The 16,477-nt window shown below is 58.0% G+C and carries 14 protein-coding genes; 3 read left to right on the forward strand and 11 right to left on the reverse strand.

Annotation, left to right across the window (positions count from 1 at the left end; all coding sequences use genetic code 11):
- Nucleotides 1-44: 44 nt before the first annotated feature.
- Nucleotides 45-857, reverse strand: coding sequence for a class I SAM-dependent methyltransferase (locus ACR0DB_RS02000; RefSeq protein ID WP_480548516.1), 813 nt, complete (start codon nt 855-857; stop codon nt 45-47).
- A 185-nt stretch (nt 858-1,042) separates the two neighbouring features.
- Here ACR0DB_RS02000 and parE point away from each other — a divergent pair, with 185 nt between their 5' ends.
- A complete protein-coding gene (parE, locus tag ACR0DB_RS02005) occupies nt 1,043-3,001 on the forward strand; it encodes a DNA topoisomerase IV subunit B (RefSeq protein ID WP_170770293.1) in 1,959 nt (652 codons plus the stop codon).
- 7 nt (nt 3,002-3,008) lie between these two features.
- Here parE and ACR0DB_RS02010 read toward each other — a convergent pair whose 3' ends face one another.
- On the reverse strand, nt 3,009-3,971 hold the full coding sequence (locus tag ACR0DB_RS02010; protein ID WP_480548518.1) for a BRCT domain-containing protein: 963 nt from the start codon (nt 3,969-3,971) through the stop codon (nt 3,009-3,011).
- Nucleotides 3,972-4,222: 251 nt separating this feature from the next.
- Between ACR0DB_RS02010 and ACR0DB_RS02015 the strand changes: the two genes are divergently transcribed.
- A complete protein-coding gene (locus tag ACR0DB_RS02015; RefSeq protein WP_480548520.1) occupies nt 4,223-4,504 on the forward strand; it encodes a DUF1496 domain-containing protein in 282 nt (93 codons plus the stop codon).
- Between the two features lie 18 nt (nt 4,505-4,522).
- On the opposite strand, the gene ACR0DB_RS02020 is transcribed toward ACR0DB_RS02015, so the two are convergent.
- The 9 genes from ACR0DB_RS02020 to ACR0DB_RS02060 all read right to left on the reverse strand — a co-directional run bounded on the left by ACR0DB_RS02020 (nt 4,523) and on the right by ACR0DB_RS02060 (nt 14,961).
- On the reverse strand, nt 4,523-5,293 hold the full coding sequence (locus ACR0DB_RS02020) for an alpha/beta hydrolase (protein WP_480548522.1): 771 nt from the start codon (nt 5,291-5,293) through the stop codon (nt 4,523-4,525).
- Between the two features lie 58 nt (nt 5,294-5,351).
- Entirely contained in the window at nt 5,352-6,497 is a 1,146-nt protein-coding gene (locus ACR0DB_RS02025; RefSeq protein WP_480548524.1) for an iron-containing alcohol dehydrogenase, read from the reverse strand.
- Nucleotides 6,494-7,876: an aldehyde dehydrogenase family protein gene (locus tag ACR0DB_RS02030; RefSeq protein ID WP_170770283.1), complete on the reverse strand. Its 1,383-nt coding sequence runs from the start codon at nt 7,874-7,876 to the stop codon at nt 6,494-6,496. Before ACR0DB_RS02030 ends, ACR0DB_RS02025 begins: the two co-directional genes overlap by 4 nt.
- A gap of 93 nt (nt 7,877-7,969) precedes the next feature.
- Nucleotides 7,970-9,331 (reverse strand): glutamine synthetase family protein, encoded by a 1,362-nt coding sequence (locus ACR0DB_RS02035; RefSeq protein ID WP_170788909.1) that lies wholly within the window; start codon nt 9,329-9,331, stop codon nt 7,970-7,972.
- A 56-nt stretch (nt 9,332-9,387) separates the two neighbouring features.
- On the reverse strand, nt 9,388-11,073 hold the full coding sequence (locus ACR0DB_RS02040; RefSeq protein WP_480548526.1) for a Na/Pi cotransporter family protein: 1,686 nt from the start codon (nt 11,071-11,073) through the stop codon (nt 9,388-9,390).
- A 148-nt stretch (nt 11,074-11,221) separates the two neighbouring features.
- Complete coding sequence (locus tag ACR0DB_RS02045; RefSeq protein ID WP_170770277.1) at nt 11,222-12,256, reverse strand: TRAP transporter substrate-binding protein; 1,035 nt, start codon at nt 12,254-12,256, stop codon at nt 11,222-11,224.
- A 52-nt stretch (nt 12,257-12,308) separates the two neighbouring features.
- Nucleotides 12,309-13,628 (reverse strand): TRAP transporter large permease, encoded by a 1,320-nt coding sequence (locus ACR0DB_RS02050; protein ID WP_170770275.1) that lies wholly within the window; start codon nt 13,626-13,628, stop codon nt 12,309-12,311.
- The gene (locus ACR0DB_RS02055) at nt 13,625-14,197 is read right to left on the reverse strand and encodes a TRAP transporter small permease subunit (RefSeq protein ID WP_170782706.1); all 573 of its coding nucleotides are present in this window, start codon (nt 14,195-14,197) and stop codon (nt 13,625-13,627) included. Before ACR0DB_RS02055 ends, ACR0DB_RS02050 begins: the two co-directional genes overlap by 4 nt.
- An 8-nt stretch (nt 14,198-14,205) precedes the next feature.
- Complete coding sequence (locus ACR0DB_RS02060; protein WP_480548528.1) at nt 14,206-14,961, reverse strand: N-formylglutamate amidohydrolase; 756 nt, start codon at nt 14,959-14,961, stop codon at nt 14,206-14,208.
- A 155-nt stretch (nt 14,962-15,116) separates the two neighbouring features.
- Here ACR0DB_RS02060 and ACR0DB_RS02065 point away from each other — a divergent pair, with 155 nt between their 5' ends.
- Nucleotides 15,117-15,986 carry a MurR/RpiR family transcriptional regulator gene (locus tag ACR0DB_RS02065; RefSeq protein ID WP_480502650.1) on the forward strand — a complete coding sequence of 290 codons (870 nt, stop codon included), beginning with the start codon at nt 15,117-15,119 and terminating at the stop codon, nt 15,984-15,986.
- Nucleotides 15,987-16,477: the final 491 nt, after the last annotated feature.

Raw genomic sequence — 16,477 nt, forward strand, 5'->3', positions numbered from 1 at the left:
CTTCGAGAGGCAATCGTATGAAATTTAATTTTTATACGCCGCACCTATGACTTGCGGCACTCATAAATGGTGGCAGACAAGGGCATGTTCATCCCGTTCGCCCCGAAGGCATCAGTCAGCCTTGCGAGAATTCGAGCCACGACATCTTCGGGATCAACACCACCACGTTCGCGGATCTCGTCGATAAAAGGATTGCCAAAGACAAGAGCTGCTGCAAAGGCCCGCGGGTTCGAGATGGTTTTCGTCAGCTCGATCGTCAGGAATGAGACATCCTCCCAACCGGCCTCGGCCAGATCCGAACATACCAATTGCGGGTCGCCATAATGGAAGGGAACCTTGTAAAAGCCCGGCGGGTCATCCGGGAACACCTCCGAAGCAACCTGTTGGGCGATCTGGGAAAACGGATTCAACTCGATCGCGCTCCAGACATTGAAAACGTACCGGCCACCCGGCTTGAGAACACGCGCCGCCTCACGATACGACGCTACTTTGTCGGGAAAGAACATGACCCCGAACTGGCACACGATAAGATCGAAAAGCGAGTCGCCAAATGGTAACTCCATCGCGTTGGCGACTTGAAAATCGATCTTGTCCTTGGAGGAAAATTTTTGACGCGCGACATCCAACATCGGAGCGTTCAGGTCAGTAATGATCAAGGAGGCATCCGAAGGCAATTTATCCCGCAATCTACTACTGACGATACCCGTTCCTGCCGCGAGTTCCAAAACGGTCTTGGACTGTCCTGAAACAGCGGCGTCGACAATCCGGTCCGCGTAATCAAAGAAAATATTTGGACCCAACCCGTTGTCATAGTGCGAGGGGATATCCCCGACAAAGCCCGAGGCGTTCGTGCTCATTGAAATTCTCCCAGTCTGGTGCAGTCCGCAATATTCACAGGGTACACGAACTTGACCAAGCTTGCCAAAACCATGATCAGCCCTTCCGACCTGCCTACCATTTACCCACAACACTTCGCGCCCCTCTTCCCCCGGACCACATCACCTGCCATAATGGGTAAAACCCAAAAACAAGAGCAGCACCGATGCCAGACGATCTGTTGACGCCCAGCGCCACCTCCACATACGACGCCTCTTCGATTGAGGTGCTTGAAGGACTGGAACCCGTTCGCAAACGCCCCGGCATGTATATCGGCGGCACGGATGAGCGCGCGCTGCATCACATGGTGGCCGAGATCCTCGACAACTCGATGGACGAGGCGGTCGCGGGGCACGCCAACCGAATCGAGGTGGAACTGCACGAAGATTACGCCCTGACCGTGCGCGACAACGGGCGCGGCATTCCGATTGATCCGCATCCGAAATTCCCCGACAAATCCGCGCTGGAGGTCATTCTGTGTACCCTGCATGCGGGTGGTAAATTCTCGGGCAAGGCCTATCAGACCTCGGGCGGTCTGCACGGGGTTGGTGCCTCGGTGGTAAACGCTCTGTCGGATTCGATGGTCGTACAGGTGGCGCGGGACAAGACGCTGTTCGAACAACGGTTCTCCCGCGGAATCCCGCTGGGTCCGGTCGAAAAAGTCGGCGCGGCCCCCAACCGGCGCGGCACCACCGTGACATTCCACGCCGATGCCGAAATCTTTGGCCACCACAAGTTCAAACCGGCGCGGTTGTTCAAATCCATTCGCTCCAAGGCCTATCTGTTCTCAGGCGTGGAAATCCGCTGGAAATCCGCCATCGACGATGGCGAGACCCCGACCGAGGCGACGTTCCACTTCCCCGGAGGCCTGTCCGATTACCTCAAAGAGACGATGAACGGTTCGTCCACTTATGCCGAGCAACCCTTCGCAGGCACCGTGGACTTCACCGAGAAGTTCGGGACACCGGGCAAGGTCGAATGGGCGATCAACTGGACACCTTCGCGCGATGGGTTCATCCAATCCTACTGTAACACCGTCCCCACTCCCGAAGGTGGAACCCATGTAGCGGGGTTCTGGGCCGCGATCCTCAAGGGGATCAAGGCGTATGGTGAGCTGATCAACAACAAGAAAGCCGCGCAGATCACCCGCGAAGACCTGATCACCGGCGGCTGCGCGCTGGTGTCCTGCTTTATCCGCGAGCCGGAATTCGTGGGCCAGACCAAAGACCGTCTGGCCACGGTCGAGGCGCAGCGTCTGGTCGAGAATTCGGTCCGCGACCATTTCGATAACTGGCTGGCCGCGGACACGAAATCCGCCGGCGCTATACTCGACTTTGTGATACTCCGAGCCGAGGAACGTCTGCGCCGACGGGCCGAGAAAGAGACACAACGCAAGTCCGCCACTAAAAAACTTCGTCTCCCCGGCAAGCTGGTGGACTGCTCTAGTTCAACACGCGACGGGACTGAGTTATTCATCGTCGAGGGCGACTCGGCGGGTGGCTCGGCCAAAATGGGGCGGGACCGCAAGACACAGGCCCTGCTGCCCCTACGTGGCAAAATCCTGAACGTGCTGGGCGCGGCCAGCTCCAAGCTGGGCACCAATGCCGAGATCAACGATCTGACCCAAGCGCTGGGTGTGGGCCTTGGCACCAAGTTCAACGTGGACGACCTGCGTTATGACAAGGTCATCATCATGACCGACGCAGATGTGGACGGCGCGCATATTGCGTCCTTGCTGATGACGTTCTTCTTCACCCAGATGCGGCCCATGATCGACGCGGGCCACCTGTATCTGGCCTGCCCGCCTCTGTACCGCCTGACCCAAGGCGCCAAGCGCGTCTATTGTTTGGACGAGGCCGAGCGCGACGAATGGCTTGAGAAAGGTCTGGGTGGCAAGGGCAAGATCGACGTATCCCGCTTTAAGGGTCTGGGCGAAATGGACGCCAAGGACCTGAAAGAGACCACGATGGACCCAGCCTCGCGCAAGCTGATCCGCGTCACGATTGACGAGGACGAACCCGGAGAAACCGGCGACCTGGTCGAGCGCCTGATGGGCAAGAAGCCCGAACTGCGGTTCCAATACATTCAGGAGAACGCGCGGTTTGTGGAGGAGTTGGATGTTTGAGATAGGGTTATTGTGCCATTAACCGCAGCAACTGGCTTTCAGAAATAAACAACGGGCGCTCCGATTTTAGACGCAATTCTTGTGCTTTACGAATCTTGGTGCCTCGGTTTAGCTCTATCCAATCTCTTGAAGCCTCACCTCCGATTATCAAGAAATCAACTTTACCCGAAACACTTCGAGCCATTCGGGCGCCGTAAGCCTCAAGTTGCTTCTCGAAGATTGATCTGGGATTCGCCTTGAAATTTCCCGTCAAAACGAGAACTGCCCCGTCCAAATCTGCTTCGATGCTTTCAAGGCGCGTTTCCTGATAATTCGCAACTCCGGTAGTTTGTGCGATTCCCGTATCGCCGTAGCAATCACCCACTACATGCCCGATGACTTCGCTAAGTTCGTCAGATTCTTCTTCTGAAACAATGCCGTCGGCAATTGCATCTACGGATGAAACAAGGATCTGCTTAACCCCAACCGTATCTAGTAATGATGGGTTTCGATCAATAAACGATACTATTGCTTCCGCTTCGGCCAAAGTGATTTTCCCATCGCACACAATGCCTCGGCAAAATCCTAGAAAACGGTTGAGTTGGCTCTTTTCGCAGGATTCTTCGATTTCCTTCATACGTATTTCGACAACCGAGTCGATGGACGAATGATCCAAAAGATCGACTCCAAAATCTTCGATAATATCATTTGCATCGCCATCCGTTACGTGCCGAACGAACTCTTCGCATTCTGCAATCAATGGCTCAATTTCGCCAACCTCTAGGTATCCACTTGCCGCCACGCCCTCAAGAAAACCAGTAAAGTGGCAGAAAAACTTTTTGTCGTTGTTACGTTTGTGAATTCGGCCCAACTCTGGGCCGCCATGTGAATAGTTACTCATTGTCAACCTTTGGTATATCTTGAAAAAATCTTCTCCACCTATGTTTGCAGTCCTCCTTATGAAAAACAACGCCAAAATAGCAATACTCAACTGTCAGGTGGTCAGTCCTTTCTCAGCGTCTGATAGCCGTCTGCCTTCACGCTAGAGCGCATTCGCTAATTTGAAAATTACATCAGCGATTCAAGGTGGACCAACAACCTCCTTGAACAATGGACACCCCCCTTGCCTAACCCGTTGATCTCGTTCACACTTACCCTCAAGCCGTCATTCAAGAACGATATTTGAGGCTCCCGAGCGTCCAAGACCCATTTGACCCACTGATTTCTCAACGGGAGGACGACATGAAGACACTACTCCTCGGACTGGCCTTAGCCCTGCTGGCCACACAAGCCCCAGCGCAGCAAATGCTCAGCACCGCATCGCCTATTCCGGAAGGTGCCGAGAAGCGGTTTTGCTATTATGAAGGCATGGCCTATTCCGAAGACGCATTTGTTCTGATGGTCGGCGACAACACTGTAACCAGCACCGTCAGTACCGTTCAGGAACGCCTGCTGCGCTGTCATCGTGAAGAGGATGGCTCGCTGAAGTGGAAACCGCAGAGCACATTCTCGACCAACAACTGAACGCGTTGGGTGGGCGTTCTAGCCCACCATTTGCTCCAGCCAATCCGCGATCTGACCTGCTGGCCCCTCCCAGCCGGGCTCCATGAACAGGAAATGGGCGTGGTCTTCGGCTGGCAGGAAGGTGGCTCGCACGCCGTAAAGTTCCGCCAGCGCGTGGCAGGTGTTGGGGTTCACGGCCCGGTCCTCGGTTCCGGATACGATCAGCACCGGGCAGTCGACCTTGTCGATATCCACCTTCATCGCGTGCTGGTCGTCGAACATCCAAAAGAACATCTCGAACATCACTCGCCCGCTTTCGGGGCCGAGTTGGTCGAACACCTCATGTTGCTGCGTTTCGGGCAATTTGTTCAGCGCAAAGGGGGCCATCAGGTCGAAATCAACGCGCATGGGCTGTTTCCAGAACGCCCCGCCCTCCATCAGCGCGCGCGGTACCGCGCGTTCGTCGTCGGTTTCGGGCAGCGTCCCCCAGGCCGCATTCGGGTTGATCAGAACGATGGCGCTGGCCAGGCCCCGAGACGCCACCTGCTGTGCCACCACCCCGGCGATGGCATGGCCGAGCAGCACCGGCTTGCTATCCAGCCCCTGCACGAATGCGGCAACGTCATCGGCGTAGTCCATGACGCTGGTGTCGGTCAGGCCGGGATCGGGCTCGGCCTTGGGGTCGCCGCCATGGTAGCGCAGCGCAGGGGTGTGAACCGTCCAGCCGCGCGCGCGGAAGAAGCCCGCGTAATCCTCCATACACCACGGCCCAGCAAAGGCCCCGTGGATCAGAACAATCTCTTTGGTCATGAAAATCTCCCTCACCTGCGCGCAGTATGCGAGGTGAGGGATCGGGTCTGCAACCCTGTTACAGCGCGGCTTTGAACAGCGCGGTCAGGTTGTCTTCGGTCAGTTCAATCGGGTTGCCGCCACAGGACGGGTCGGTGATCGCACCTTTGACCAGTTCCGGGATCGATGCTTCGGTCACGCCCAGATCGGACAGTTTGCGCGGGATGGCAAAGCTGTCGTTGAACGCCTGCACAAAGGCACGGAAGCCGTCAAAGCCGCCTTCGATGCCCAGATAGGCCGCGGCCTGCTGGAACCGGTCCGCGATAACGGGCGCGTTGAAATCCAGCACGGCGGGCATACAGACCGCGTTGGTGGTGCCGTGATGGGTGTTGAACACCGCGCCAATCGGATGGCTCATCGCGTGGATCGCTCCGAGGCCCTTTTGGAACGCCGTGGCGCCCATTGCCGCCGCGCTCATCATCTGGGCGCGGGCTTCGATGTCGGTACCGTCAGCATAGGCGCGTGGCAGGTAGTCCTTGACCAGCCGCATCCCCTCCAGCGCGATGCCCTGGGACATGGGGTGATAATGCGGGCTGCTAAACGCCTCGACGCAATGCGCAAACGCGTCCAGACCGGTGCCTGCGGTGATGAACTTGGGCATCCCCACGGTCAATTCAGGGTCACAGATCACGACCGCAGGCAGAACTTTGGGGTGAAAGATGATCTTCTTCGCGTGCGTTTCCGAGTTGGTGATGACGCTGGCCCGCCCCACCTCGGACCCGGTTCCGGCAGTGGTCGGCACAGCGATGATCGGCGCGATGGCATCGGCATCGGCGCGCGTCCACCAATCGCCGATATCCTCAAAATCCCACACCGGGCGCGTCTGGCCACACATGAAGGCAACCATCTTGCCAAGATCCAGGCCCGAGCCACCGCCAAAGGCAATCACCCCGTCATGGCCGCCCGCGTTATAGGCGGCAACCCCGGTTTCGAGGTTCTTTTCATTGGGGTTCGGGTCCACTTCGCTGAACAGCCCGCGACCCAGCCCTGCGGCCTCAAGAATATCCAGCGTGGCCGTGGTGATCGGCAGACCGGCCAACCCTTTGTCAGTCACCAGCAAGGGGCGCTTCATCCCTGCGGCCGCACAGGCCTCGGGCAGTTCCTTGATCCGGCCAGCGCCGAATTTGATCGCGGTCGGGTAAGACCAGTTTCCAACAAGGCTCATGATGTCACCTTTTTCAGATGGTAGGATTTGGGACGTGTGAGGTTGTGATAGCCGATGACCGACAATCCGCCTCCGCGCCCGGTATTCTTGCAGCCGGTCCAGCACAGACCCGGGTCCAGATAATCCGCCCGGTTCATGAACACGGTGCCGGTTTCGATCCGGTCGCCCACCCGCGCCGCGCGATCCACGTCACGGGTCCAGAGGCTGGCAGTCAGGCCAAACTCGCTATCATTCATATGCCCGATGGCTTCTTCGTCCGAGGACACTTTCATGATGCCCACAACCGGACCAAAGCTCTCATCCCGCATCACGCGCATGTCATGGGTGACATTGGTCAGGATCTGTGGGGTCAGATAGGCTCCCCCATCATCCTCAGCGAAGGTCTCGATATGGGGAACGGCACCATCCGCGACAGCCTCGGCAATCTGCGCGCGCACCTCATCAGCAAAGCGGACGTTGGCCATCGGGCCAATCGTCGTCTCAGCGTCAAGCGGATTGCCCAGCTTATAGCCTTTCACCACCTCAACCGCTTTGGCAACGAAGGCGTCATAGAGGCTTTCATGCACATAAATCCGTTCGATCCCGCAGCAGCACTGGCCCGAGTTGAACATGGCCCCGTCGATCAGCGTATCGACCGCCGCATCCAGATCGGCATCCTCCATGACGTAGCCCGGATCCTTGCCACCCAACTCGGTACCAACGCCAGTAAAGGTGCCCGCCGCAGCGCGTTCCATCGCCTGTCCGCCGCCGACCGAGCCGGTAAAGTTTACGAAATCAAACGCCTTGCCAGCGATCAGATCATTGGTCACGTCATGGCTGAGGAACACGTTCTGGAACACATCCGCGGGCACTCCCGACGCATGGAACGCCTGCGCCATACGCTCACCCACCAGCAAGGTTTGTGTGGCGTGTTTCAGCACCACCGCATTGCCCGCAATCAGCGCAGGTGCCACCGTGTTGATCGCCGTCATATAGGGGTAATTCCAAGGCGCCACCACAAAAACGACCCCATGCGGAATACGCTTGATATAGCGTTTGAAGGTCTCATCCTCACCCACAGCGATATCGGCCAGAGCGTCTGAGGCAATTTCGGCCATATGACTTGCACGTTCATTGAACCCGCCAAACTCACCGCCATAGCGCACCGGCCGGCCCATCATATGCGCAAGCTCTGGCACGATCTCGTCATTCATCGCCCCCACAGCGGCCACACCTGCCATTACAAGATCAATCCGCTCCTGCAACGGCCGCGCCGCCCACTCCACCTGCGCCGCACGGGCCCGCGCGGCGGACTTTAAAGCCGCCTCAGCCGACAACACTTCACGCTCCGCAAAAACCGATCCGTCAATCGGCGAGACACATTGCAACATCTGCCCCATTTTCACTCCATTTTCGAAAGAAACAGGATCCCTGCTTCATCTGGCCCAAAATATCCCGGGGAGCGCGAGGGGCTGGCCCCTCGCTCCCGCCCTCTAAGCCCGCTCAAACCCGCGCGCAATTTCCCAATCCGTCACTACACGCTCGAACTCTTCGATCTCGACCTCCGCCGCACGGGCATAGTGATCGACCACATCATCCCCCATGGCCGCGCGCAACATGGCCGACCCATGCAACGCATCCCGCGCCGCGCGCAAGTTGCCGGGGATCATGCCCGTTTCGCCCTGATAGACGTCTCCCTGTGTCGGGGGCTGCAATTCCAGCGCTTCCTCGATCCCGGCAATCCCAGCGGCCAGCATCCCTGCCATCGCCAGATACGGGTTCGTGTCCGAGCCCGGAATACGGCACTCCACCCGAACTGCCTTGGTGCCATCCCCGCACAGACGGAACCCCGCCGTGCGGTTGTCCACCGACCAGATGATCCGCGTTGGCGCAAACGTGCCCTTCATGAACCGCTTGTAACTGTTGATGTAGGGAGCCATGAAATAGGTGTAATCGGCGGCGTATTTCAGCAAACCCGCCATGTAGTTCTTCATGACATCAGACATCCCGAGCGGATCTTTTTCGTCGAAAAAGATTGGCACCCCGTCTGCCCAAAGCGACTGATGCACGTGGGACGAGCTTCCCACTTTCTCATGATGCCATTTCGGCAGGAACGTCGCCGCATGGCCATGCTGCCACGCGATCTCTTTCACTGCGTTCTTGGCAATCGAGTGATACTCGGCCGTGTCCATCGCTGGGGCGTATTTGATGTTCAGCTCTTCCTGCCCGGTCTCAGCCTCACCTTTCGAGTTTTCGACCGGAATCCCCGCGTTCCACAGATGATTGCGGATCGGGCGCATCACATGCTCTTCCTTGGTGGTCTGCAGGATGTGATAGTCTTCGTTATAGCCCGAGATCGGCTCCAGATCGCGAAACCCTTCCTTGCGGATCTGGTCAAAGCTCTTCTCGAACAGGAAAAACTCCAGCTCGGTGGCGCACATGGCGTCATAGCCCATGGCCTTAAGCCGGTTCACCTGCTTTTTCAGGATGGACCGAGGCGCGTGGGGCACTTCCTCATGCGTATGGTGATCCAACACATCGCACATCACCATGGCGGTGCCCTCAAGCCACGGAACCGGGCGCAGAGTACTTAGATCAGGCTTCATCACATAGTCGCCATATCCGCGTTCCCAGCTGGTGGCAGCATAGCCATCGGGCGTCGCCATCTCGAGGTCGGTGGCCAACAGATAGTTGCAGCAATGGGTCTCTTCCCAAGCGCCCGCCACGAAATGACCCGCGTGGAACCGCTTACCCATCAGACGCCCCTGCATGTCGACCATGCAGACCAGCACGGTGTCGACCTCACCAGCTTCGGCCTTGGCTTTGAGATCGTTCAATCTTGCTTCATTGCCCATCCCGTTCATCCTTTGTCATCTTCTGGGACCGTCGTCCCAAATTATTCCCAGCGGCCCTAGTCCTCGACCGTTTCGCTATCCATTTCCATCACCAGACGTGTCTCCAGCACCTGCCCGCTTTGGTAGAGGATCGGATAGGCGATGGCGGCGATATGCCCGTGCAGGTCACGCATGGCGCGCAACGTCTCAAGATGCAGATCACTTGAGGCAAAGCTCTCGGTCTGCCCCCTCTCAAGCCGTTTCAGATGCGCCTTGCGGCTATGCCGTGACAGGCGCTTGACCTCGGCCTTGTCCAGCACTAGACGGCGGGCGCAGTCCACATCATTCACCAGCAGCACATGACGAGCCAGCGAGAAACTGGCCAGTACAGCCGCGTGCAGGTCCTTGAGTTCCTTCCAGCCTTGCGCCGAAAACTCGGTGCGTTCAGTGTGTTTGATCTGCGCGGTTCGGGTCATGCGGTTTGACACCACGTCGCCCGCCGCCTCAAGCCGGATCGCGTATTCGACCAGGCCGCGCGCCTCCTTGATCTGCGCCTTGCTCATGTTTTGGCGCGGCATTCGGGCGACAAAGCGTCGGATTTCGGTCAGCTGTGCATTCACCCGTTCATCCTGCTGCCACAGGGCCGAGATCGCATCGCTGTCGTCCTGCTCATAAATATCCAGAACCGGGCGGAACATGCGCTCAACCTGTGTGACCATCTGCAACAGCTCATGCCGGACCGAGGACATCGCAACGTTCGCCCCCGACGCGCTTGGATCGTTCAGTGGGCTAAGCGCGTCCGAGAAGTGGTCCATCGCGTGCGCCTTAACCTCGGGCTCGGGCAGCAGCAGTGTCACCGGACGCTCCATCCAGTTCACAAACCCTGTGGCCAGCACAAAAACGGCAAGGTTGAACCCGATATGGGCCAAGATCAACGACTGCCCTGCCCCCGCCACCATCAGCGTCTGATGCGTGCCGGTCACGTTGACCACAATCAGCATCACCAGCGCCGCGCTGCCGCGTAGCAGAAGGTTGGCCAGTGGAATACGACGCGCGGAAACAGTCAGGTCACGGGTCAGCCAGATCGGAATAAAGGCCGAGCCCAGATTGGCCCCAAGAACCAGCGACAGCCCGGCAGCAAAAGGGATGGCTCCGATCTGAACCAGTGTCACGCACATCAGGATCGTCGCAACCGAACTGTGCATGACAAAGGCCAGTACCGCGCCCACGATAAAGGCGCTGAAATAGTCGCTTTCCAGATAGCCCGCGATGGCGGGCAAAAAGGCGCTCTCGCGGATCGGATCAACCGCATCGCGCAAGAACTGCAATGAAACCAGAATGAACGCGATGCCCAGAACAATGCGCCCGATCAGCCGCACATTGGCGCGGTCGGACTTGAGGTACAGCCACCCGCCCAGCGCCAGCAGCACGGGCTGCAGCCAGCCCAGATCATAAGACAGAACCTGAATGACAAGCGCTGCACCCAGATCCGCGCCCAGCACCCCGGCCAACGCAAGGCCAAAGCTGACCATGCCTGCCGCGGCAAAACCGGTCAGCAAAACCGTTACCGCCGCCGAGCTTTGCAGGATCGTGGCCAGAACCATACCGGCCCCACCGGCAACAAAGGTGTTCGAGTGTCGCGTCAACAGCGACTGGAACAATGCGCCAAAGCGTCTTTCGATGCCCGTGCGGACCAGCCGCACCGCAAACAGCAGCAACATGGTCGCCGCAAAAATCTCGATCAGGAACCCCGCAATAGCCATTGGCCTATACCCCTCTGACCCGGTTCACGCCACGGCGCGACCAGAGTGTTCTTGTCTGTTTCAGAGGCAAGCCTAGCATCGGGGATCGGGGTTCCAGAGGTCCAATACCGGCACGCGACCGAGGCCGCGCGCCGAAATCGCGTTGAATTTAGCCGTAGCGATAAGGCCGTCCGGCCTTGAGCATGTCAGCGTTGTACTGCTTGAATATCTCAACAACCTTGGCCTTGGTCTCGGACTCAGCTGCGATTTCATCCCAGAAGGCAACGGCTGCTTCTTCGACCTGCGCCCATTCGGCGTCCGGGATCGAGGTTAGTTCCATCTTATCGCCATTCACACGCAGGCTGGCCTCGCCACCCCAGTACCACCACTGACGATAGTAGTGCGATTGGTCGCAGCAAACGCGGAACAGGGTCTGCAGGTCTTCCGGCAGTTCGTTCCAGCGGTCCATATTGGCAAAGAACGATCCTGCCCATGCGCCCGAGATGTTGTTAGTCAGGAAATAGTTGGTCACATCAGCCCAACCCACGGTGTAGTCCTCGGTGATGCCCGACCAAGCGATGCCGTCCAACTCGCCGGTTTGCACCGCGACCTCGATGTCTTCCCACGGCAGAGTGACCGGCACAACGCCGAACTGGCTCAGGAAGCGGCCCGCCGTTGGGAAGGTAAAGACGCGTTTGCCCTGCAGGTCGGCCAGGCTGTTGATCGGGTCTTTGGTGGCAAAGTGGCAGGGATCCCATGCGCCGGCACTGATATGCTTGACGCCGACCTTGGAATATTCCTCATCCCAGATCTCGTTCAGGCCGTACTGGTTGAACAGCACCGGCACGTCCAGCGAGTAGCGGGAAGCAAACGGGAAATAGCCGCCGAACACGGTGACTTCGGTGGGAGATGCCATCGAGTCATCATCCGATTGCACCGCATCGATGGTGCCGCGCTGCATGGCGCGGAACAGCTCTCCGGTCGGGACCAGCTGATCAGCATAGAACAGCTCAATCTGCATCCGGTCGCCGGCAATCTTGTTGAACATCTCGATCGCGGGGTCGATCACATGGGCCGCCAAAGCTGGACCGGCATAGGTCTGCATCCGCCATGTGATCGTGCTCTGCGCCAGCGCGGGCGCGGCCAGAGGGGCAGCGGCAACGCCGACCCCGGCCGTTTGCAAAAACTTACGTCTTGTTGTCATGTCATTTCCTCTCTGTTGCAGTTCTTCTCGTGCCTTTTCATCGGCATTCTTGTTAGTTTCCGTAAACATATCCGGGCAGCCACAAGGCCAGTTCCGGGAAGATCATGATAATCGTCAGCGCCAGCACCATCACCGCCACAAACGGGAAGATCGAGCGGTAGATGTCGCGCAGCGTGATCTCGGGCGGGGCCATCGCGCGCATCAAAAACAGGTTATAGCCGAAGGGCGGCGTCATATATGCGATCTGTGTGGTGATCGTATACAGCACTCCGTACCAGATCAGGTCAAAGCCCAGCGCCCCCACCAGTGGCACATAGAGTGGGGCTACGATCACCAGCATCGCCGTATCGTCCAAAAACGTGCCCATCACGATAAAGCTGAGCTGCATCAGGATCAAAATCATCCATGGCGACAGGCCAAGTTGATCGGTGAACAGGTTGTCGATGGCCTTCACCGCGCCCAAGCCATCAAACACCGCACCAAAGCCAAGAGCGGCGAGAATGATCCACATGAACATGCACGAAATCGCCAGCGTCTGCTTGGTGCAGTCCTCGAAAATCTTCCACGTCATGCGCCGTTTCACCACCGACACGACCAGCGCCGTCAGCGCCCCAATGGCCGAGCTTTCGACCAGCGAGGTCCAGCCATTCACAAAGGGCACCATCATAGCGGCAAAGATGATCAGCGGCAGCGCACCCGCGCCCAGCAGGCGGATTTTCTCGGCCCGCGGGACCTCATGCGCATCTTCCATTGCGGGGCCCAGATGCGGCTGAATGCGGCAGCGGATCCAGATATACAAAATGAACATTCCTGCCATCAGCAGGCCGGGCACGATCCCTGCCAGCCACAACTGCCCTACCGGCTGCCGCGCGATCATCGCATAGAGCACCAGAACCACCGAAGGCGGCACAAGAATTCCCAGACTGGACCCCGCCTGAATGACCCCCGTCACCATCGTCTTGTCGTAGCCCCGCCGCAGCAATTCCGGCAGCGCAATGGTCGCGCCAATCGCCATCCCCGCCACGCTGAGCCCGTTCATGGCCGAAACCAGCACCATCAGGCCAATCGTACCAATTGCCAACCCGCCATTCACCGGCCCCATCCAAACATGGAACATCCGATAGAGGTCATCGGCCAGACGGCTTTCTGACAACACGTAGCCCATGAAGATGAACATCGGCAGCGTTAGCAGTGGATACCACTTCATCAGCTTCATGGCGGCTGAAAATGTAATGTCCTGCCCGCCTGTTCCCCACAGGGCCAGCGCGGCAACGGTAGCAACCGCTCCGATTGCGCCAAAGACGCGCTGACCTGTGAAAAGCATCAGCATCATCGAGGCGAACATGAAAATGGCGATATATTCCTGGCTCATGCCCGAGCGACCCCGATTTCCTGCCCGTTGATCCGGGCTATGTCTTTGAAAAATTCCGATATCGCCTGCAGCAGCATCAGGAAAAAGCCCAGCGTCATGATCGATTTGATCGGCCAGATATAAGGCCGCCACGCGGTCGAGGAACGCTCGAGCCGCCCAACCTCTTCACTGCCGGTCAGAAGACCGGTGAAATAGGCCACGGGTTCCGTGCCCCAATACCCAAGGCTGTAGGCGGTCGAGCCCAAGCCGCCATAGAACAGCACGCCCAGATACAGAATCAACAGCAGCACTGTGAAGGCGTCGAACCACGCTTTCTTCTTGTGACTCCAGTTGTGATAAAACAGGTCCATCCGTACGTTCGAACCCAGCTGGATCGAATACGGCCCGCCCATGATGTAATAGGTCACCATGGCAAATTGCGCCATTTCCAGGGTCCACAGCGACGGCAGAAAGAAGGTTTTCGAGATCGACGACCACAGCAGGATGCCCATCATCGCGAACAGACCCCACATCATCACCCGCCCGATCCGGTAGTTGATCGCGTCAACGACGCGGACATATATGCTCATCGCCCGGATCACTCGGCCGCCCTTTCTTCGAAGGTCGCCAAGGTCCGCTTGATCCACGGTACAAGGCAGTTGGTGACGGTTGCGTACTGCTGAGGCGTGCGGATCAAGTCGTTGCGGATTTCGATCATCACGTTCAGCAAACCATTGGGCAATGCCTGCACATCCAATGTGTGGGCCACGCCGTCCTTGGCCGAATACGGCTCGTTCAGTCGCGTGATATACGGGTTCTCAACGGCTTTCGTTGCCATCATCGCGGCGGCAAACCGATCATCGACTCCGTGCAGTATGCCAAGCTCGACCTGACGTTTTTGTCCGTGATAAATTGGCGTGAAGCTATGGATCGTCACCAGCAACTCCAGTGAGGCGCGGTTGCGGTCAATCACAGCCGACAAGGCTTGTCGAAACGGGTCATAGACCCCGTGGATACGGGCCTGCCTTTCTTCATCCGACATCTGGGCATTTGCGGGGATGTCGTAGTCCTCGCTCCGGACGGGCATGGCGCCCGGCGCTTCGGGGGGGCGGTTGCAGTCATAGACCAGCCGCGAAACACCACCATGAACCAGCGGTGCCGAGAGTTCGGCAGACATCATCCGGGCCACGGCCAATGCGCCGGGGTCCCATGCGATGTGACTGTCGCGCGCCTCGGCGCCTAGGCCCATGTCGCCCAGAAACGCAGGGATGCGGTTCGACGCGTGTTCGCAGACCAACACCACCTTCGGGGCGTTGCCTGCCAAGTCAGTGTGAACAACTGTGCCGAAATCCAACCTATCGCCCCGCGATTCCCAGAATCTTCTTTGTGGAAAAATTTCCACACACGTCGATCACCTGTCAATAATTTTCCTGTACAATTTTCTCCAGACTTGATCTTGATGAAAAATTATTCACATTATGCCTTTGTCGCATACAGGAGGATCGTTTAGTGCGGGTGACGGACAGGCTGCTGGCCCATCGGGACAAGATGACGCCTTCGGAACGGCAACTTGTCAGTGTGCTCCTGGATGACTATCCCATGGCAGGCTTGGGCAGCATTACTGAACTGGCCAGCACCGCCTCGGTCTCGACCACCACGGTGGCACGGATGCTGCAAAAGACCGGATTTGACGGCTATCCGCAATTTCAGGCCGCCCTGCGGGGCGAAGTAAAAGAGATGATCTCGGGCCCCATCGCCAAGCGTGATGTCTGGCAAAACGATCTGCCCGAAGAACACATCCTCAACCGCTACTCCCAGCAATCCCTCGCCAACCAAAAGCGCACGATTGATGAGGTCGATCCAGCCGAGTTTGACAGTTTTTGCAACCTGTTATCCGATCCCAACCGACGTATTTTCATCACCGGAGGACGCATCACAGGTACAATGGCGCAGTACCTGTACCTGCATTTGCAAATGATCCGTCCCGACGTCCGAATGTTACCGGTGGCTGCGTCGTGGACACATGATCTGCTGGATGTACGCAAGGATGATGTCCTAATCGCGCTGGACGTGCGGCGCTACGAGAACTCGACCATGCTGATCGGGCAGCTCTGTCAGGAACGCGGGGCCGAGATTGTGCTGTTCACAGACCAGTGGCGCTCGCCCATTCACCGACTGGCCAAACATACCTTTGCCGCACGGATTGCGGTACCGTCAGCGTGGGATTCGATGGCGTCAATCCTGACGCTGATGGAGTGCGCCATCGCCGAGGTTCAGGAACGCCTTTGGGATTCGGTCAAAGACCGCACCGACGAACTTGAGGCCGCCTTTGACCGTACCAAGCTGTTCCGCAAGTTCGGTCAAAGCTCGGGTTCTTAACATCTGAAATTGCTATAATTTACAACTGCCCGTGATCAGTGTTGCCACTTCGGGGCCGCGCGTTCACTTTATGGGCATGAGTTTTGTCGCCGATAATCAACTGCCGCTTCTGATCCTGTTTTTTCTGATCGGACTCGTAGGCACCGGGTTTCTGTTCCGCAAACCTGCGGGGCATCGAGCGTGGAAACTGGCCGATCTGGTCTGGGTCGTGCTGGGTGGCATCGGCGCATTGGTTGCCGTTTTGGCAGGTCTTTACACTGCAGACAGTTCTCGTCTGGACCGGCAGATCGACGTGGCTTACGCAGCTACACTGGCCTTTGACCGGGACGCTGCGCGCTTTCGGTTGCGCTTTTGTGATCCCGCCTACGACGATGATATCGGCGTTCTGTGCGAAAAGGTGGAATTCCTGTCAGCGTCTACGGCCAGCAACGCTGACCTCCCCCTGTTTATAGCCGTGACCAACGAGGTCGCGCCGCTGCAAGGACTGCACT

It is taken from the genome of Ruegeria sp. AB6, assembly GCF_056542685.1.